This window comes from Nitrospira sp. (assembly GCA_030653545.1).
In the GTDB taxonomy this organism is placed as follows: Bacteria; Nitrospirota; Nitrospiria; order Nitrospirales; family Nitrospiraceae; genus Nitrospira_D.
Genome location: JAURZE010000014.1, coordinates 31812 through 50176, shown reverse-complemented (window position 1 = coordinate 50176; position 18365 = coordinate 31812). Strand labels below are relative to the sequence as shown.

At 58.3% G+C, this 18365-nt stretch carries 18 protein-coding genes, 2 tRNA genes and 1 other RNA gene; 13 read left to right on the top strand and 8 right to left on the bottom strand.

The window, feature by feature from the left end:
- Positions 1–28 precede the first annotated feature (28 nt).
- Both xerC and trmFO read right to left on the bottom strand, forming a co-directional pair.
- Complete coding sequence (xerC, locus tag Q7U39_05380) at positions 29–979, bottom strand: tyrosine recombinase XerC (GenBank protein ID MDO9117366.1); 951 nt, start codon at positions 977–979, stop codon at positions 29–31.
- Entirely contained in the window at positions 952–2268 is a 1317-nt protein-coding gene (gene trmFO / locus Q7U39_05375) for a methylenetetrahydrofolate--tRNA-(uracil(54)-C(5))-methyltransferase (FADH(2)-oxidizing) TrmFO (protein ID MDO9117365.1), read from the bottom strand. The genes xerC and trmFO overlap by 28 nt, the downstream gene beginning before the upstream one ends.
- Before the next feature lie 160 nt (positions 2269–2428).
- On the opposite strand from trmFO, the gene Q7U39_05370 reads away from it, so the two are divergent.
- The 3 genes from Q7U39_05370 to Q7U39_05360 all read left to right on the top strand — a co-directional run bounded on the left by Q7U39_05370 (position 2429) and on the right by Q7U39_05360 (position 4291).
- Positions 2429–2503 (top strand) — tRNA-Val (locus tag Q7U39_05370).
- A 156-nt stretch (positions 2504–2659) separates the two neighbouring features.
- Complete coding sequence (locus Q7U39_05365; protein MDO9117364.1) at positions 2660–2998, top strand: hypothetical protein; 339 nt, start codon at positions 2660–2662, stop codon at positions 2996–2998.
- A gap of 135 nt (positions 2999–3133) precedes the next feature.
- Positions 3134–4291, top strand: a complete 1158-nt coding sequence (locus Q7U39_05360) for a hypothetical protein (GenBank protein MDO9117363.1) — start codon at positions 3134–3136, stop codon at positions 4289–4291.
- Positions 4292–4312: 21 nt separating this feature from the next.
- On the opposite strand, the gene Q7U39_05355 is transcribed toward Q7U39_05360, so the two are convergent.
- From Q7U39_05355 to Q7U39_05330, 6 genes are all read right to left on the bottom strand, one after another.
- A complete protein-coding gene (locus tag Q7U39_05355; protein ID MDO9117362.1) occupies positions 4313–4798 on the bottom strand; it encodes a TraR/DksA C4-type zinc finger protein in 486 nt (161 codons plus the stop codon).
- A gap of 91 nt (positions 4799–4889) precedes the next feature.
- Positions 4890–5492: a recombination mediator RecR gene (gene recR, locus Q7U39_05350; GenBank protein MDO9117361.1), complete on the bottom strand. Its 603-nt coding sequence runs from the start codon at positions 5490–5492 to the stop codon at positions 4890–4892.
- 51 nt (positions 5493–5543) lie between these two features.
- Positions 5544–5867: a YbaB/EbfC family nucleoid-associated protein gene (locus Q7U39_05345; protein MDO9117360.1), complete on the bottom strand. Its 324-nt coding sequence runs from the start codon at positions 5865–5867 to the stop codon at positions 5544–5546.
- Positions 5864–7741 (bottom strand): DNA polymerase III subunit gamma/tau, encoded by a 1878-nt coding sequence (dnaX, locus tag Q7U39_05340; protein ID MDO9117359.1) that lies wholly within the window; start codon positions 7739–7741, stop codon positions 5864–5866. Before dnaX ends, Q7U39_05345 begins: the two co-directional genes overlap by 4 nt.
- Before the next feature lie 26 nt (positions 7742–7767).
- An RNA gene (gene ffs, locus Q7U39_05335) (signal recognition particle sRNA small type) lies at positions 7768–7867 on the bottom strand.
- Positions 7868–8183: 316 nt separating this feature from the next.
- Positions 8184–8273: transfer RNA gene (locus tag Q7U39_05330), tRNA-Ser, on the bottom strand.
- A gap of 140 nt (positions 8274–8413) precedes the next feature.
- On the opposite strand from Q7U39_05330, the gene Q7U39_05325 reads away from it, so the two are divergent.
- From Q7U39_05325 to Q7U39_05280, 10 genes are all read left to right on the top strand, one after another.
- Positions 8414–10063 (top strand): AsmA family protein, encoded by a 1650-nt coding sequence (locus tag Q7U39_05325; protein ID MDO9117358.1) that lies wholly within the window; start codon positions 8414–8416, stop codon positions 10061–10063.
- An 11-nt stretch (positions 10064–10074) separates the two neighbouring features.
- A complete protein-coding gene (locus Q7U39_05320) occupies positions 10075–10866 on the top strand; it encodes a mechanosensitive ion channel family protein (GenBank protein MDO9117357.1) in 792 nt (263 codons plus the stop codon).
- Between the two features lie 129 nt (positions 10867–10995).
- Positions 10996–11535: an ATP synthase F1 subunit delta gene (gene atpH / locus Q7U39_05315; GenBank protein MDO9117356.1), complete on the top strand. Its 540-nt coding sequence runs from the start codon at positions 10996–10998 to the stop codon at positions 11533–11535.
- A 2-nt stretch (positions 11536–11537) separates the two neighbouring features.
- The gene (atpA, locus tag Q7U39_05310) at positions 11538–13055 is read left to right on the top strand and encodes a F0F1 ATP synthase subunit alpha (protein MDO9117355.1); all 1518 of its coding nucleotides are present in this window, start codon (positions 11538–11540) and stop codon (positions 13053–13055) included.
- Positions 13056–13105: 50 nt separating this feature from the next.
- On the top strand, positions 13106–13984 hold the full coding sequence (gene atpG / locus Q7U39_05305) for an ATP synthase F1 subunit gamma (GenBank protein MDO9117354.1): 879 nt from the start codon (positions 13106–13108) through the stop codon (positions 13982–13984).
- A 27-nt stretch (positions 13985–14011) separates the two neighbouring features.
- Positions 14012–15454, top strand: a complete 1443-nt coding sequence (atpD, locus tag Q7U39_05300; protein MDO9117353.1) for a F0F1 ATP synthase subunit beta — start codon at positions 14012–14014, stop codon at positions 15452–15454.
- A gap of 124 nt (positions 15455–15578) precedes the next feature.
- Positions 15579–16001 carry a F0F1 ATP synthase subunit epsilon gene (locus tag Q7U39_05295; GenBank protein ID MDO9117352.1) on the top strand — a complete coding sequence of 141 codons (423 nt, stop codon included), beginning with the start codon at positions 15579–15581 and terminating at the stop codon, positions 15999–16001.
- A 118-nt stretch (positions 16002–16119) separates the two neighbouring features.
- Entirely contained in the window at positions 16120–17085 is a 966-nt protein-coding gene (locus tag Q7U39_05290) for an RluA family pseudouridine synthase (GenBank protein MDO9117351.1), read from the top strand.
- A 47-nt stretch (positions 17086–17132) separates the two neighbouring features.
- The gene (locus Q7U39_05285) at positions 17133–17555 is read left to right on the top strand and encodes a hypothetical protein (GenBank protein MDO9117350.1); all 423 of its coding nucleotides are present in this window, start codon (positions 17133–17135) and stop codon (positions 17553–17555) included.
- Positions 17556–17894: 339 nt separating this feature from the next.
- Positions 17895–18326 (top strand): GNAT family N-acetyltransferase, encoded by a 432-nt coding sequence (locus tag Q7U39_05280; GenBank protein ID MDO9117349.1) that lies wholly within the window; start codon positions 17895–17897, stop codon positions 18324–18326.
- Positions 18327–18365 lie beyond the last annotated feature (39 nt).

Genomic DNA, 18365 nt, shown 5'->3' with positions numbered 1-18365 from the left:
GCTGAATCGGAGGCCGTTGAGCCAGTGTTCACGTTGCGGGACCGTCTTGCCCGGCCGGCGGCGTCTTGGCCGTCTTGGCCCGGGGATGAGCGCGGTCATAGACAGCCAGGAGTTGGTCGGTGGCCAGATGCGTGTATTTTTGTGTCGTGCTGAGCGAGGCGTGTCCCAACATCTCTTGAATAGAACGCAGGTCCGCGCCTTCGTCGAGGAGATGGGTCGCGTAGGAGTGGCGGAGAGCATGGGGGCTGACGGATCCGCCAGCCAGGCGACTTGAATAACGAGCAACCAGGCGGGCGACACTCCGTGAGGTCAAACGACCTCCCCGGTGATTGAGGAACAGAGGGGTCGCAGGTCGATCATCGCCCGCCGCATGTTTCAGCGAGGTCCGATAGGTTTGAATTGCCTGGAGCGCGACATCGCCGATCGGAACGATGCGTTCTTTCCGGCCCTTGCCGCGGAGATGGACGAGCCCGTCGGATCGGTTGAGATCGCCGAGGTTGAGCCCGACGGCTTCACTGACGCGGGCGCCGGTGGAATAGAGCGTTTCCAGGATAGCCCGGTCTCGCAACGGCAACGACGTGCGCCCCTCGGGGAACTCCATCAAGACATTCGCATCATCCTTCGTCAGTACCCGCGGCAGTGTCTTCGGGAGCTTGGGACTTCTAATGTCTTCGGCCGGATTCTTTTCGACCGTCCCTTCGCGGACATGGAATCGGTAGAAGCTTCTCAGGCAGGCGAGTTTGCGTGCGAGAGAGGAGGCCTTTTCACCCTTGCGGTCAAGCCAGTGCAGATAGGCGCGCAATGAATCCGCGGTCACATCGCCTATGGCGACTATAGACTGCGGCTGTGGCGACGGCCGGGCTTGCGCGAGAAAGGTCGTCAGCTGTCGGAGGTCAGAATGGTAATTGCGGATGGTTTCCGGTGAGGCCTGACGCTCGACGGTGAGAAACGTCATGAAAGCGCGGATTGCGTCATCCATCTCTCAAAATCCTCGCGAGCCCGCTGGGCGATAAGTTGCCGTTTCTTTTCTTTGTCCCTGGTCGGCTGGGCGAGAGGCGGGAAGAGTCCGTAATTCGTATTCATCGGCTGGAAATGTTTCGGGTCGGATGAGGCCACATGGCCCACCAGGCATCCGTGGGCGGTCGTGGCCGGCGGAGTGACCAGCGGCTGGCCCGCGAGGGCTCGCGCCGCATTGATACCCGCGAAGCCACCCATGGCGGCAGATTCGGTATAGCCTTCCACCCCGACCAATTGGCCGGCAAAAAATAAGGTGCCGCGCGACTTAAACTGCAGCGTATTCAAGAGCAACTGGGGGGAGTTGATAAAGGTATTCCGATGCAGGCTGCCGTAGCGGAGGAACTCCGCCTGTTCCAGGCCGGGGATCATGCGAAACACCCGTTTCTGTTCCGGGTAGGTGAGCTTCGTCTGAAAGCCGACCATGTTGTAGCAGGTCTTATGGATGTTTTCGGTCCGGAGCTGGATGACCGCTGTCGGTCTCTTGCCGGTCTTGGGGTTTTCGAGTCCAACCGGTTTCAGCGGGCCGAAGAGCATGGTCTGCCGGCCTCGTTCCGCCATAACTTCTATGGGAATGCAGGCTTCAAAGTAGGGGGTCTTCTCAAATTCTTTCGGCTGGACCTTTTCGGCCGCCATCAGGGCGTCGTAAAAAGTGTTGTATTGAGCCTCATCCATCGGACAGTTCAGGTAGTCGGCGCCTCCTTTGTCATAACGCGAGGCGGCGAAGACGATATCCATATTGATCGACTCGGCGTCGATAATCGGGGAGATAGCATCGAAGAAATACAAATGGTGCGATTGCGTCACCGCACGGATCGCCGCCGACAGTTTGTCCGACGTGAGGGGGCCTGTGGCAATGATGCAGAGGCAATCCGTCGGGATCTCGGTGATCTCCTCATGCAGGATGCGGACATTCGGATGGCTTTCCAGTGCTTGAGTGATTTTGAGTGAAAACAGGTCGCGATCGACGGCGAGTGCTGAGCCAGCCGGGACCCTGGCCTGCTCGGCTGAGGTAATGATCAATGAACCCAGCCGCCGCATTTCCTCTTTGAGGATGCCGGGAGCGTTCAAGGGATCGGCTGATCCGAGGGAATTGGAACAGACTAGTTCCGCCAGGCCACCGGTTTTGTGCGCTTTCGTCATCTCCTTGGGACGCATTTCATAGAGCGTCACCTTCGCGCCCCGGTTAGCCGCCTGCCAGGCTGCCTCGGAGCCGGCCAGACCACCCCCTATGATGACGATGTCATCTCTCATGCCCACAAACGCTCCTCTCAGGGAAAATAGGAAGGCCGCATTCTAGAAACCGAGTTTCGGGGAAGTCAAGGCGCCGCCGCCGGTTCTATACCTACGGCTCGTATCCTGGTGCTCTTGCAATTGAACCCGCGAATTGCTCCGTGCTAGACTTGGCCCGCATGGGCGATTGGCTCAGTGGTAGAGCGCTTCCTTCACACGGAAGAGGCCACAGGTTCGATCCCTGTATCGCCCACCATGCTGTTTCTGCTTCGCACCCCATCGCCGCTCGGCCAGGTTCTTTCAATAATTATCTCGTTCCTAGACAGAATCAGGGATGTCGGCTACACTTCACACTGTATTTCGGAGATCGGTTGGGCCACTGTCGATGGGATCGAACAAAGTGAGGTTACGTATGCGACCAACATCTTGGGCAATGGGTGCGGTGCTGATGGCGGTGCTTGCAGCAGGGTGCACGACGACGAATCAAGCGGGTACTGCATCGGAGAGGGAGTACAATCCTCCAACAAGCATTTACAACGTGCTCGATAGCACGGCCTTGGTGTATTCAGATCCTACGGCAGGCAGCCCGATCAATGACAATCCGATCCGCTGGTTGGGTTTCTTCTTCCACCCGCTCGGCCACGCGGTAGATTATGCAGTAAATCGTCCAATCTATACCTTGGCAGGCGCCTTTCCGTATTTGTTCGGCTACACCGCTGAGGACAATATGCAGGATAGCCAGCGCCGGTAAAACGGCCCTCGCAGCTCATCACGAAAGCCCGCTTCCTGGATAAGGGAGCGGGCTTTTTCTTGCCCGGTCGCAAACCCTGCCGAATTCGTGTAAGTTTCATTGGCCTCAGACTCTGGATTCTTGACCGGAGACCGTATGCCATTGCACCGCCGATTCGGCACGCTCGCAATAAGCAGTATCCTATTGAGCCTGATAGCCGGATGTAGCGGTCCGCCTCCTCCGATTCGACCCAATCTTCCCCCATCCGAGAGCGATCTCGTTCTGCTCAAGACGACGGCCGCGTTGTGCGATCGCAAACCCGAGGTCCTGAAAAAGGTCCCGCCCCAAACATTTACCGCGAGACCCTGGGGAAGCGGCCAGGAATTACTGTATCCCTCTGCGCACAGTCCCTCCCATGCAGATGAATCTTATTTTTTCGATGAGGACGGAATGCTCGTGGGAGCGATCTTTATGTTCCCGAGCGGGTTGGATCTCGAACCCTATCCTGTCTTGAGAAAGACGTTGCAAGCCTTGAAGCCACAATTGGAGTTTTATCTGAACGTGTCGCAGTTAGCGACCAAGGCCAATATGGACTCCAGCGCCATCTTCGATACCGGCGATGAGAAAACGACGGTCGAGTATCTGGTGACCGGCAACCGGGAGCATATGATTCTCCTCACGGCTTCTTTCACGATTGACCCTTATGTCCGGCTGTTTTCCCCCTACCGGCGGGAATTTCTCGACCGGCTCAGGGCACCGGCTGGCGGCAAGTCTGGAATGAAGATTGAGAGTCAGGGAAGCGAAGACAAAGAGCCGTTTGCCTCCTTGCAGCAGTTCGCCCGCGGTCAGACGGCGCAATTGGCCTATTGCGGAGACAAGCATTATGATGTCGCTGCTGACGCCTACCAGAAGTCGATTACGAGCGGCTTCGCCAACAAAGTGTGGATGGCAGAAGCCCACCATCGTTTGGGCGTCTCGTTGGATGCGAAAGGACAGTTTGAAAAGGCAAAGGCTGAAATGCTTCAGTCGCTCGCCATCCGGCCGAATGTTCCGGAGGTGATGAACAATCTCGGGGCTGTCCACAATAAACTCGGGGAGAAAGCTGCGGCCATGAGTCTATTTGAGAAGGCCGTGATCCTCAGACCGAACTATGCCATGGCCCGGTACAATCTGGCGGAGGCCTACGAGCCAACGAATCCGAAACGGGCTCTTGCCGAATATGAAACCTTCCTGGCGCTTGTCGAGGGAATTCCAGAAGAAGAGGGGCGAATTGCCCGGGTCAAGGAACGACTGAAGGTCTTGAAAAAGCCGTAAAGGAGAGACGGAAATCCTGGGTTACCGGCGGCCCCGTTCTTTCTGTTCCTGAAGAGTTTTGCACTCGATGCAGAAGGTCGTGACGGGGCGGGCCTTGAGCCGCTTGTAGGGAATGTCCTCACCGCATTGCTCGCAGATGCCGTAGGTCTGATTCTTCATCCGATCCAAGGCTTCATTGACCTTCTTGAGCAGCTTCTGCTCGCGCTCCATGATCCGCATAGAAAAGCGCTGATCTTCTTCTGCCGACGCCTGATCGCTGACATCCGGTAACGCTTCCGGGGTCTTGTGCTGTGTCAGCACTTCTCCCACCTCTTCAAGCAGGTCGGCGCGCTGCCGTTCAAGGGCTCGTCGAATGTCAGGATACTTCGAACGACTTTTTGGAGAGGCCGATTTCTTGGGAGAAGCTGGTTTCTTGGCTTTGGCGGATACGGTGCGGGCGGCAGTCTTCGTGCGTGAAGCCGTGGTGCGTGCCGCAGAGGTCTTTTTCCGGGGAGCAGGTGCCTTCATGGATGCGGGCTCCGATCATCCCGAACGAGCGTGGACTATAGCAGCCGTCCAAAGAATGGGTCAACGGGAATGATCCTGAAGGGTCTGAAGCCTACAGGTCCCGGCGGCCCTCAATCGACTTGAGTAACGTGACTTCGTCGGCATACTCGATATCCATACCGACGGGGATGCCGTAGGCGATACGGGACACACGGGTGACAAAGGGCTTCAGCAATCTGGTGAGATAGATCGCGGTCGCTTCCCCTTCAATCGTCGGACTGGTGGCGAGAATGACTTCGTCCACGCCGCCGAGCTTCACCCGTTCGACCAGTTCCTCTGCTCGAATATCGCCCGGGCCGATGCCATCGAGGGGAGAGAGGGTGCCCAGCAGCACATGATAGAGACCGCGATAGCCGGCGGCCCGTTCAATCGCGTAGGTCGTGCTGGGTTCTTCCACGACGAGGATTTTGGTCTGGTCCCGTTTGGGATCGAGGCAGAATTCGCACAACTCGCCTTCGGCAATATTGCGGCATTGCCGGCAGAATGCCAGCCCGTCCTTGACCGCGCGGATGGCATCAGCCAACCGGAGCGCGTCCTCACGTTCTGCCTTGAGCAAGTGAAAGGCCAGTCGCTGGGCGCTTTTCTGTCCGACGCCAGGCAGACGAACCAGTTCTTTTACGAGCCGGGCGAGTAATCCACGTTGATCGATTGACATGATTGAGTCGGTGGTATTCTGTTGAGACGATATCGAGCGTAATCCGGCGCGTTAAAACAGCCCCGGCATCTTCATCCCGCCCGTCAGGGCCTTCATATCCTGCTCCATCAAGTCCTTTGCCTTCCGGAGTGCGTCGTTAGACGCGGCCAGCACAAGGTCCTGGAGCATTTCCACATCGCCGCTCTTGCCGACTTCGGGATCGATGGCCACGCTCACAATCTGCATGGCGCCATTAGCCGTCACGGTGACGCTGCCGCCGCCCGCCGTGCCGGTCGCGATCTTGGTCGCGGCCTGCTCCTGGATCTTGGCCATCTGATCCTGCATCGCTTTTGCTTGCTTCAAAATATTCGACATATCGCCAAAGGGATTTTTCATTCGCCGGTCTCCTTCTGTGCCACGGTGCGTACCGCTGCGAGATCCGCACCGAAAATGTCCAAGGCCTGTTTTGCGACCGGAGTCGCTCGCGCCCGCTCAAACAATACCATGCGCTGTTCCTGTTCTTTGGCCGCCCGCACCTGGGCCATCGTGAGTCCCGGCGGATCCGATGCGGACAGCTCGATCACCCGGATGCGAATGGGTTGCCCGACCTGTCGTTCGCAGAGCGTCGACAAGGCTCGGAGATTATCTTCCTTTTCCATCATGGCTCGAGCCAGCGTCGCCTGTTTCGCAAAGCCGATCGTGACCTGTCCTCCCTCCAGAGAGACAAATCGGCCGGCTTCCAAAAACGGAGCGAAATTCGGGAACGAGGCCGCCACTTCTTCCTGCACCAACTCCCATTTGAGCGCGGACTGTTCCGGTGAATTGGTAGGGAGGGAGACATCGACCGCCGCCGCTTGCGTCCTATGTGGTGCTGTTGGAGGTGCCATGGCCTTGTCCGGCTTGGGCGCGAGAGGCGGTGTGGCCTGCACCGGTTGAGTTGCCATAACCGGCTTCGATGCCACCGGCGTCGCCGGGCGCGCAGAGGCAGATGACGGGCCGGTGCGCGGGGGCTGTGGTGCTGATCCAACTAGCGGGGCAGGGCGAGGCGTGGCGATCGTCGTGCCGGATGTAGGTTTCACTGGTGGCGGTATGGCCGGCGATGTGGTGCTTGGTTTTTGTGCCAACGGCGATGTCGCCGCCTGGGATGGAGCTTCCGTGCGCTTCTCCTGCTGCCGAACCAGTCTGGTGGCGCGTACCGCCGCCGCTTCCAGCACGAACCGCGGATGAGCGCTGTAGCGCAAGGAATCTTCAGCCTGCGAAAAGATCGTCAGGAGCTCTTGAAGTTGTTCCGGCGTCAGCTTCTTGGCCTCCAGGGCCAATTGGTGAATGTCTTCTTCCGTGGCTTCGATCAAGCCGCGCAATTCAGGGCCGGCAGAGACGACTGAGGCGACCAGGAGATTGCGGAGATATTCCACCACATCGGAGCAAAAGGCCTTCAGGTCATGGCCCTGATCGAGCAGGTTGGCGAGTATTGCCAGCGCGGCCGGGCTGTCTTGCGAGAGAATTGCGGCGCTCATGCCCTGCACCAGTTCCTGCGGCACGGCGCCGAGCAGCACTTCCAGGTCGGCGTGGGCGATCGTTTTCCCGCCGAACGCGACGGCCTGATCGAGCAGGCTCAACCCGTCGCGCATACTGCCTTCGCTCGCGCGCGCGAGCGCGGTGAAGCTACGATCCTCGATGGTCATACCGTCTTGCGTGGCGACGTGGCGGAGTCGGTCGATAATCTCCTGGCGCGCAATCCGCCGGAAATTGTAATGCTGGCAGCGCGACATAATGGTGGCCGGAATCTTGTGGATTTCCGTCGTCGCGAAAATAAACACGACGTGAGACGGTGGCTCCTCCAGCGTCTTCAAGAGCGCGTTAAAGGCCGAATTCGAGAGCATGTGGACTTCGTCGATGATGTAGACACGGTAGTGCCCGCGAAAGGGCGAGAACTTCACGTTCTCGCGAATCTCCCGCACATCGTCGACGCTGGTATTGGATGCGCCGTCGATCTCCATCACATCGACGGAGGTGCCTTGCGTGATCTCGACGCAGTTGACGCAAGTATTACAGGGATGGCCGGTCGGTCCCTGTTCGCAGTTCAGCGCTTTCGCCAGAATGCGGGCGACCGTCGTCTTGCCCACCCCGCGGGTGCCGGAAAAGAGGTAGGCATGCGCGATGCGTTTGGTATCGACCGCGTTCATCAGTGTCTGAACGACGTGCGACTGCCCCACGACATCATCGAACGTGCCGGGTCGGTATTTGCGGGCGGAGACTTGATAGTCCATTACGAGTGGCTCATGTGCAAACTAAGCGGGGCCAGGTGATCCTGCGGCACACAAAACTGACCGCTTACCGTTGCTTCCTTCCGGACCTGGCGGGGTTCACAGGGTTCTGTTGCACAGGGCCCGGCCCCTTTTTTCAGTCCTGGGTATTGAGTGAGGTAGCGAGTGCTGAGAGCGTGAAGGAAAAGAGCAGTTGTCCTTGCCTGCAAAAACTCAGGACTCAGTACCCAGCACTCAACGCTGTCTGTATGGCGGAGAGGGGGGTATTCGAAGTCGCGCCGAGGTGCTTCGCACGCGCTCCTACGAGAGGGCCAGCCCCCTCGTACGCTCCCCACGCGGGGGACGCATCCCCCACGATCCCCCTGTTCGACTCCCACCCCGCCCTATTCCCTTGTAACGTCTGTTCCCCGGTGAACGTCGGGAGTTCATGCACCGGTTTGCTGTATGGCGGAGAGGGTGGGATTCGAACCCACGGTCCCATTGCTGAGACGCATGCTTTCCAAGCATGTCGATTCGACCACTCTCGCACCTCTCCGCGCCCATACGAGGAGCGGGATTGTAGCACTGCGGTCTGGCATGCGGCAAGGCGCGAGGATATCAGTGGCGCCACATTTGACCCTCTAGGGGGTGTTTCCTATACTGCAGATTGGAATTGGTTGGAATTGGAGGTGCAGGATGAAAATCATGATCGGTATCAGTGTGGTGATCGCGGTGCTGGTCGCGGTGGTGCTGCTCCTTCCGTTCATCATCGATCTGAATAAATATCAAGAGCAGTATCGCCCGTTGATCGAAGACGCGCTGAATCGCAAGGTGACGCTACAGGATATTCGCTTGACCATCTGGCCCAGGCTGGGCGCGCGGGTGGCGGGATTCACGGTCATCGAGGATCCGGCCTTCGGGACCGGTCCGTTTGCCTCCCTGTCCTCGGTCGATGTCGGAATCAAGCTGATGCCCTTGCTGAGTGGCAAGGTCGAGGTCGAGGAGATTACGCTGCGTGAGCCTGTGATCACGGTGATCAAGAACAAGAACGGGGTGCTGAATGCGGCGACGTTGGGACGCAAGGGGGTGGCTGCGTCGGAGACGCCGTCGCGCGCGCCGGTGCCGTCGCCGGATGGACCGCTGAAGATTCTGGCGCTTCTGGCGGTGGATCGGGTGTCGCTTGCCGGTGGAAAGGTCACGTATCGCGATTTCTCGCAAGGGAAGCCGGTCGAATATGTGCTTCAGGATATGGAGGTTCTGTTGCAGTCCGTTCATCTGGGCAGCAGTCCGAGTCTCCATCTGGGGCTGACGGTTCAGCCCATGAATCTTCCGGTCTCGCTCGATGGCACGTTCGGTCCGCTCAAAGAGACGGCGGACCTGGATGCGGTCAATCTGCAATTGGCACTGGGGAAAACGAATTTCAGGATTGCCGGAAAGACTGCAGGGCCGCATATGGCTCTGACCGTGACCGCGCCGTCGATCAATACCGCCAACTTGCCGATGACATTGCCGCTCAAGAAACCGGTCGAGGTGAAAGACTTCAAGATCGCGGCGGAGGTGAAGGGGCAGGATATGCGTCTGACCGACCTCTCGTTTCAGGTCTTTGAAGGGAAAGTCGTTGCGCAGGGCGGGCTCACGTCAGGGGCTGCGGCTCCTCCATTCAACGGGAAGCTGGCGCTCAATGGACTGCAGCTGGGCCCCGCGATTGATGCAGTCGCCGAGACGCCGGTTTCGATCAGTGGAACAGCCGGGGCGGACCTTTCTGTGAAGGGCCAGGGCTTTGCCATGCCGGACCTGACAAAGGCGCTGGAGGGCGCCGGCCATGTCGCGGTGAAAGACGGCAAGATCGACGGGGTAAATTTGCTTCAGGAAGCCGTGTCGATCTTGAAAGTCGCCGGCATTTCAGTGGGGGAGGCCAAAGCCACGGCGTTCTCGACCATCGAGACGGATCTCGCGATCAAACAGGGTGTTGTCATGTTGCAGAATATGCTGATGGACAGTCACGATTTTCAGGCGACCGGCGGCGGGACGATCGGCTTCGATCATGCCCTCAATATGACGGTGAATTTGCGGTTGTCTGAAGCCTTGAGTCAGCAAGTGGCCGGATCCTCTCCGGTCGCGCGACTGGCGGTGAAGGAAGGCCGGCTGACGCTGCCGCTCCTGATCGGCGGCACGCTCGACGCGCCCTCCTATGGACTCGATATGAAAGGACTGACGGGAAAGGTGCAGGAGCAAATTAAACAGAAAGCGGAGGAAGCCATCGGCGGCTTGCTCAAAGGCACGACCAAGCCGAAAGATCTGGAGCAGGAAGGGAAGCAGTTACTGAAGGGATTGTTCGGTCGTTAAGGAAGGGACATATGCTCGCAATGGATACTCTCACGCAATACGCGGTGAAGTACGGCCTGCAGGCGCTCGTGGCCATCGGCATTTTTGCCGCCGGTTCGCTGGGCGCGCGCTGGGCCGGGAACCTGATGCAGCAGGCGCTTGAGCGGCAGACACTGGAGCCGCCGGTGCGGATGCTGCTCGTCCGCATTGTCAAAATCATCGTCCTCTTGTTTACGGCCGTCATCGCGCTGGAAGCGCTCGGTGTGCCGATTGCGCCGCTGGTCGCAGGAATCGGTGTGGCTGGTGTGGGGATCGGTCTGGCGCTGCAGGGCGTTTTAAGTAATGTGATGGCAGGACTCTCGATCATCTTCACGAAGCCGTATAAGGTGGGAGAACATATCTCGTTGTTGGGCGTGCACGGCGATGTCGTGATGATCGACATCTTTTCCACGACTCTGATGCACTCAGATCATTCCCGTGTGGTGATTCCGAACCGTAAGATTGTCGGAGAAATCTTGCATAACTTCGGGACGATTCGACAGCTGCACTTCACAGTGGATGTGTCGTACAAAACGGATCTGAATCAAGCTCTGGCAATTGTGCGGGAGATTGTGGAGAACCACTCGCATGTGCTCAAAGATCCGCAAGCGGCGATCGGTGTCAGCCGGCTGGGGCAGCCAGCCGTTACGATTGCTGTCGAACCCTGGACTCAAGTCGTGCACTACGGATCGCTGCAGGGCGAACTCAGCAAGGCGATCGTGGAGCGGTTTCGCACAGCCCAGATCGAGTTTCCTCCCTCCCCGCTGTCCGTGTCTGCCAGGTGAATTTCACGGATAGGCCGGCTGCGGAGTTGACAGTTCCTCGCAAGCAATGGTAGCTTGGCGCGCTTATTTTAGTGCGGACAGCACGACAATTATCCGTGTGCCCATTGTGGAAGTGAGTGGACAAGGACCGTGATTAAGACAGCAGTTGCGCGACGTTACGCCAAAGCCCTCTTCGAGCTCCTCGATTCCTCCACTATCGAAGCGACGCGGGGTACCCTCAATGGCCTGTCTCAGGCCATGCAGGACTCTGTCTCCCTCCGACACGTGGTCGCGTCCCCGGTGTTCGGCATGGAAGAAAAGATTGCCGTGCTCACCGAGATCGGTGGCCGATTCGGATGCCCCCCGGCCGGCAAGGCCTTTATCGGGCAGCTCGTGAAAAAGAATCGCATCGGGTTTCTGCCGGAAATCGCCGACGCCTTCGGGAAGCTCGTCGATCAATCCAAGGGGACTCAGCAAGTGACCGTATCGAGTGCGGCTGCGTTGCCCACGGCAGAACAAGACCGCATCAAAGCACGCCTTCGCGACACCCTGAAGCGAGACGTGGATATCACCTTTCAGACCGACGCCAGTCACCTCGCGGGCCTGCAGATTTCTATCGGCAGCACGGTCGTCGATAGTACCGTCCGAGGTCGCTTGCGCGCCATGCAGAGCCTGTTGACGAAGGAGTAGCCATGCAGATCAAGGCAGATGAAATCAGTGCGATCATTAAGGAAAAGATCAAGGGCTTCGACAAGCAAGTCGATGTCAAGGAGACCGGTTCGGTCATCCAGGTCGGCGACGGGATTGCCAAGGTCTACGGGCTCGATGGAGCCATGGCCGGAGAAATGCTGGAGTTCCCCGGCGGACTCTATGGCATCGCGCTGAACCTCGAAGAAGACAACGTCGGTGCCGTGTTGATGGGCGAAGACACCGCGATCAAGGAAGGCGATCCCGTCAAGCGCACGGGCCGCATCGCAGAAATCCCGGTCGGCGAAGCCCTGATCGGGCGCGTGGTCAACGCCATCGGCCAACCGATCGACGGCAAGGGACCGATCAAGTCAGAGCATTCGTCCCGTATCGAAGTCGTCGCGCCCGGTGTGAATACCCGTCAATCCGTCCGCGAGCCCCTGCAGACCGGCATCAAGGCGATCGACGCCATGATTCCGATCGGGCGTGGCCAGCGCGAGTTGATCATCGGCGACCGGCAGACCGGGAAGACCGCGATCGCGGTCGATACGATCATCAATCAAAAGGGCCTGGGCGTATTCTGCATTTATGTCGCGGTCGGCCAGAAGCGTTCGACCGTCGCCCGCGTCGTCAAGACACTCGAAGAAAACCACGCCATGGAATACAGCATCGTGGTCGCGGCGACCGCCAGCGACCCGGCGCCGATGCAGTTCCTGGCGCCGTTCGCCGGCGCGGCGATCGGAGAGTATTTCCGCGATAACGGCAAGCATGCGCTGATCGTGTACGACGATCTGTCAAAGCATGCGGTGGCCTATCGGCAATTGTCGTTGTTGCTCCGCAGACCGCCGGGACGCGAAGCCTATCCGGGCGACGTGTTCTATCTGCACTCACGCTTGCTGGAGCGGGCGGCCAAGTTGAGCGAAAAGCTCGGCGGAGGCAGTTTGACAGCCCTTCCGATCATTGAAACGCAAGCCGGCGACGTGTCGGCCTACATTCCGACCAACGTGATTTCAATCACCGACGGCCAGATCTATCTCGGCAGCGATTTGTTCTACTCAGGTATTCGACCGGCCATCAACGTCGGTTTGTCGGTCTCCCGCGTCGGCGGATCCGCGCAGATCAAGACGATGAAGCAGGTTGCCGGTACCTTGCGGCTCGATCTGGCGCAGTATCGCGAAATGGCGGCCTTCTCGCAGTTCGGCAGCGAGCTCGACAAGGCGACGCAGATGCAGCTCGCGCGCGGCGTGCGCATGGTCGAGTTGCTCAAGCAGGGCCAGTACAAGCCGATGCCGGTGGCCGATCAGGTGCTCTCGATCCATGCCGGCGTCAACGGGTATCTCGACGATGTGCCCGTCGACAAGGTGCTGCAGTTCGAAGCGGACTATCTCCACTATGTGCAGCAGCATCATCCCGATTTGAAGAAGGAAATTGCCAGCATCGGCAAGATCGACGACAAGGTGGGAGCCCGGCTGAAAGAAATCATCACGACGTTCAAACAGAAGATGGGATACGGCGCGAAATAATCTTCGCTGAAGCGTCCGCGCGCTTTGCCGATAGCCAAGAAAAGTAGACGATGCCGAGTTTACAAAGTCTGCGCCGCAAAATTGCGGCCTTCAAAAATACGCAGAAGATTACCAAGGCCATGAAAATGGTGGCCGCGGCGAAGCTCAAGCGTTCGCAGGATCGAATCCTGGCGGCGCGTCCCTACGCATTGAAGATGCGCGGAGTCTTGAGCAACCTGAGCCAGCGGGTGAACCGTTCGGCCCATCCGCTCTTGCAGAAGCGCGAGGGGAAGAAGATTGAAGTGCTGGTGATCACCAGCGATCGCGGACTCTGCGGCGGCTTCAACGGCAACATTGCGCGCAAGACCGTCGAGTTCGTCCGTCAGTGCGAAGCCCGCGGGCTTCAAGTCAATCTCAGCATCGTCGGCCGCAAGGGGCGCGATTACTTTAGACGGCGGACCTGGCCGATCCGGCAGGAGTGGACCGGGGTCTTCGATAAGCTCAGCTTCGAGCACGCACTCGATATCGGCGGCGATCTGACCGACAACTTTGTGAAGGGCACATTCGACGAGCTCTACGTCGTCTACAACGAATTTAAATCAGCCATCCAGCAGCGAGTGATCGTCGAGAAATTGTTCCCCATTGACGCGGCTACCGAGTTCGGCGCGGCTCAAGCCGAGGGGACGACCGGCGGCAGTTACCTGTACGAACCGGACGAAGCCGATTTGCTGAATGTGCTGGTGCCGAAGCATTTTCAAGTGCAGGCCTATCGTATTCTGTTGGAGTCGGCCGCGGCCGAACATGGCGCACGTATGGCCGCGATGGATGGCGCGACGCGGAATGCCGGCCAGCTCATCAAGAAAGTCACGCTCTACTACAACAAGACCCGGCAGGCCGCGATTACGAAAGAACTCATGGATATCGTCGGCGGCGCAGAAGCGTTGCAATAGTCAGTTACGTTGAAGAAGGAGTCAGCCGTGAGCACAGGAAAAGTCGTTCAAGTCATCGGGCCCGTGGTGGACGTGGAATTTCCTCCCGGCCAACTGCCGAACATCTACAACGCGCTGAAGGTGGTCCAGGAAGAAAATAAGGCCGCCGGCAAGCCGGCCGTCCGGATCACGCTGGAGGTCGCCACGCACCTCGGTGAAAACCGGGTCCGCGGGATCGCCATGTCGACCACCGATGGTTTGACGCGTGGGATGGATGTTCATGACACCGGTGCGCCGATCTCTGTTCCGGTCGGTCGTGAGACGCTTGGTCGCCTCATCAATGTGCTGGGTGAGCCGGTCGATGAGAAGGGGCCGATCAACGCCAAGAAGACCTACCCGATTCACCGCCCCGCTCCGAAGCTCGAAGATCAGGATACCAAGACCGAAGTGCTCGAGACCGGTATTAAGGTCGTGGACCTGCTGGAGCCGTACAGCAAAGGCGGAAAAGTCGGACTCTTCGGCGGCGCCGGTGTCGGCAAGACCGTTATCATCATGGAGCTGATCAACAACATCGCGCTGCATCACGGCGGTTTTTCCGTGTTTGCCGGCGTCGGTGAACGCACCCGTGAAGGCAACGACCTCTGGCACGAAATGCAGGAGTCGAAAGTCATCGATCCGGACGATTTTACCAAATCCAAGGTCTCATTGATCTATGGCCAGATGAACGAACCGCCCGGAGCCCGTCTTCGCGTGGCCCTGACCGGTTTGGCCGTCGCGGAATTCTTCCGTGATGAAGAGAATCAAGACGTGCTCCTGTTCGTCGACAACATTTTCCGGTTTACCCAGGCCGGTTCAGAGGTGTCAGCCTTGCTCGGCCGTATGCCGTCAGCCGTCGGCTATCAGCCCACGCTCTCAACTGAGATGGGGCAGCTGCAAGAACGTATTACTTCGACCAAGCGTGGTTCAATCACGTCGGTGCAAGCCATCTATGTGCCGGCGGACGACTTGACCGACCCGGCCCCGGCGACGGCGTTTGCCCACTTGGACGCCACCACCGTGTTGTCCCGGCAGTTGGCGGAGTTGGGTATTTATCCGGCCGTCGATCCGCTGGACTCCACCTCCCGTATTCTCGATCCGCAAGTCATCGGTGAAGAGCACTATAAGGTCGCCCGCGGAGTCCAGTCTGTGCTCCAAAAGTATAAGGATCTGCAGGACATTATCGCGATTCTCGGTATGGACGAATTGTCCGAAGACGACAAAATGGCGGTGGCCCGTGCGCGGAAGATCCAGCGATTCCTGTCGCAGCCGTTCCATGTCGCCGAAGCGTTTACCGGCTCGCCGGGCAAGTATGTGAAGCTGAAAGATACGGTCCGCAGCTTCAAGGAAATCCTCGAGGGCAAGTACGATCACCTCCCGGAACAAGCGTTCTACATGGTAGGTCCGATCGAGGAAGCCGTGGCGAAGGCCGCAAAGATGGGTGTGAAGGTATAGGCGCACATCGGCAGGGCGATCTCCTGCTCGCTGACCGCGCACGATGAAACGGTGCTCGGTCAATGCGCGCAATCGAGATCTGCCCCGCCGCCGTGCTTGGGTTGGTGGGAAGAGGAAGAAAAGAATGGCGGGAAAGATTCTGTTAGAGGTTGTGACTCCGGAAAAACAGCTGCTGAGTCAGCAGGTGGATGAAGTCATCGCGCCTGGCTCGGAAGGCGAGTTCGGGGTGTTGCCAGGCCATTGTTACTTTCTGTCCACACTGCGCATCGGCGAGCTTCGATATCGTGTGGGCGATCAGACTCACCACATGGCGATTCTCTGGGGCTATGCCGAAGTCACCCCGACTAAAGTCACAGTCATGGCAGAGATCGCGGAGAAGGCCGAGGATATTGACGTCGGCCGTGCTCAAGCTGCGGTCGAGAAAGCCGAACAACGCCTGAAGGCCGGTGGCCTTCCTTCGGAAGTCAAAGAAGCCGAAATCAGCCTCGAGAAAGCCCGTCTTCGTAAAAAGATCGCCGAACGTGCCCATAAAGCCGGGCGCGCGTAGCTTCATTTCCTAACCTCTCAATTCTCTCCTCTTTTTCCTCCTCTGTTCCCTAGCAATACGGTTGGGGCTGCATGATTTCATTGCAATTGATCGAGGCTCTTTAGTAGCTTGTGCCGTTATGATTACGGAATTTGTGGTCACGGCTGGAGAGCAGCCCAAACGCCTGGATATCTTTCTCGCCAATCACCAACGAGATATCTCCCGATCCGCCTTGCAGCGCCTGATCGAACTTGGCCGCATTCGCATCAACGAGCAGGTAGTGAAGGCCAGCCAGAAGATCAAGCCGGGAGACAAGATCAGCATGGATGTGCCGAAGCCCGAGCCACTGGCGCTTAAGGGCGAAGCTATCCCTCTGGAAGTCCTCTTTGAAGACGACAGTCTCCTAGTGCTCAACAAGCCCTCTGGCATCGTGGTTCACCCAGCGCCGGGGAACTGGACCGGGACACTGGTGAATGCGCTGCTCCATCACTTTCAGACATCCGGAGGGACCGTCTCGGCTATCGGGGGGAAAGAACGACCCGGACTTGTCCATCGACTGGACAAGGAAACCTCCGGCGTGATGGTGATTGCCAAGACCGATCAAGCGCATCGCCATCTCGCCGCGCAGTTTAAGGAGCATACGATTACGAGAGTGTACGAAGCCTTGATCTGGGGAGTTCCGAAGAAGGGCCATGGGTTGATCGAGCTGGCGATCGGGCGCGATACCAAGGAGCGTAAGAAGATTTCGACCAGGACGACCAGCCCGCGAGAATCAGCGACGGAGTACAAGGTGGATCAGCGGTATGGCAAGGTTGCCGCACATGTCCTCCTCTACCCTCGGACGGGGCGCACGCATCAGCTCCGCGTCCACCTCACCTCCCTCGGTCACCCCATACTTGGGGACCCGACATATGGTGGCCGAAAGGTCTGCGCGATTGATGAGGTGGAGATTCCGCGTGTCATGCTCCATGCTCGAACACTCGGCTTCACGCACCCCACGACCGGGATGCGACAGGACTTTACTCGCCCGTTCCCATCCGATATGGAGACGGTGACCAAAGCGCTTCAACAGATACGAGCATCGAAGCTGAACAAAGAATCATGAGTGGTGATCCGCTCCGAACGAACGCCCACTCCTGAGAGGAGAATGGTATGCAAACTGCTGATATTCTTGATGCGATCGGCGCCCTCTCGGCTCAGCTGAAAGCCTATGCCGCTAAGTTGCCGCCCATTGTTCACCTATCGGCGGTGCCAACTGGTGTGAAGCCCAAGCTAGAGGCTGTGGATGATTATGAAGAGAATGTCTCTCGCGTGCGCGGTCAGAGTACGGGTACGCCCTACAAAGGATTGAACGAATCATTCGTGGCCTCATTGGAGGCCTTTGAGGTCGGGAATTTAATAGGAGCCGTACAGCCCTTACTCGCGGTGCTCGATCATGTGGAGCGTATGCAGCGGGATAAGGAAATCGAAGTGGGCCGGATAGACGAAAAGCGGGTTGCAGAATACCGCGCCGCTCTCCACAAAATACTTCCCGGAAACAAACCTGAACTGGATGGCTCAGGACGAGGGTTATAGCTCCAGCCTGGCGCTGAAATGCTCAGAGCAAAACCAATCTGATTAGAGGGGCCTGGGTGACCGTGCAGAGACCGATGAAACGAGTCGCGGCCCCTCCTTAGTGACCCATTTTCGGGCCCGCCGCATTGTCGCCTTCGCTGACAAGCCGAAAACGGACCGTAGAGCCGCAGTGGGGACATTTGGCCCTCACTGTTTCCACGTCGACGAGTTCAAACTCGCTCTGTTTGAGCCACATCAACTGGAAGCATTTGGGACAGCTACGGACTTGCGTTGACATCGGTTTCCTCGTACACTTCGAACTTAAAGTCTATCGCGAAACGGGAGATACTCTAGTACACAATGCCCCCTCCGCTCAAGACCACGGTTACCTTTTCAGAAAAGAAGTCGCTTCACCCCGAACAATTATTGACGTTGTTTCAGCAGGCACCCTGGGCTAAGGGCCGGACGCTGAATGATGCCCGGGAGATGCTCCGTCATACCGATGTGGCGCTGTGTGCCTGGGACGGCGATCGTCTGGTCGGCTTCGGCCGTGTGCTCACGGATTTCGTCTATCGCGCAACCATCTGGGATGTGATCGTGGATGAGCGGTATCAGAAGCAGGGCATCGGAGCCGAAATTGTCCAGCGCATCCTCCATCATCCTCGCCTGAAAAAAGTCGAACTCTTCTGGCTCTGCACCCGCCGGCCGGGCTTCTACGAAAAGCTAGGATTCAGTTCCAAGGAACAGACCGGCATGGTCTGGAATCGCAGCCAGAACGCTCGGATGGAATAACCCGCCAGCACGTCATTCCGCTCCACCCAGTGATACTTT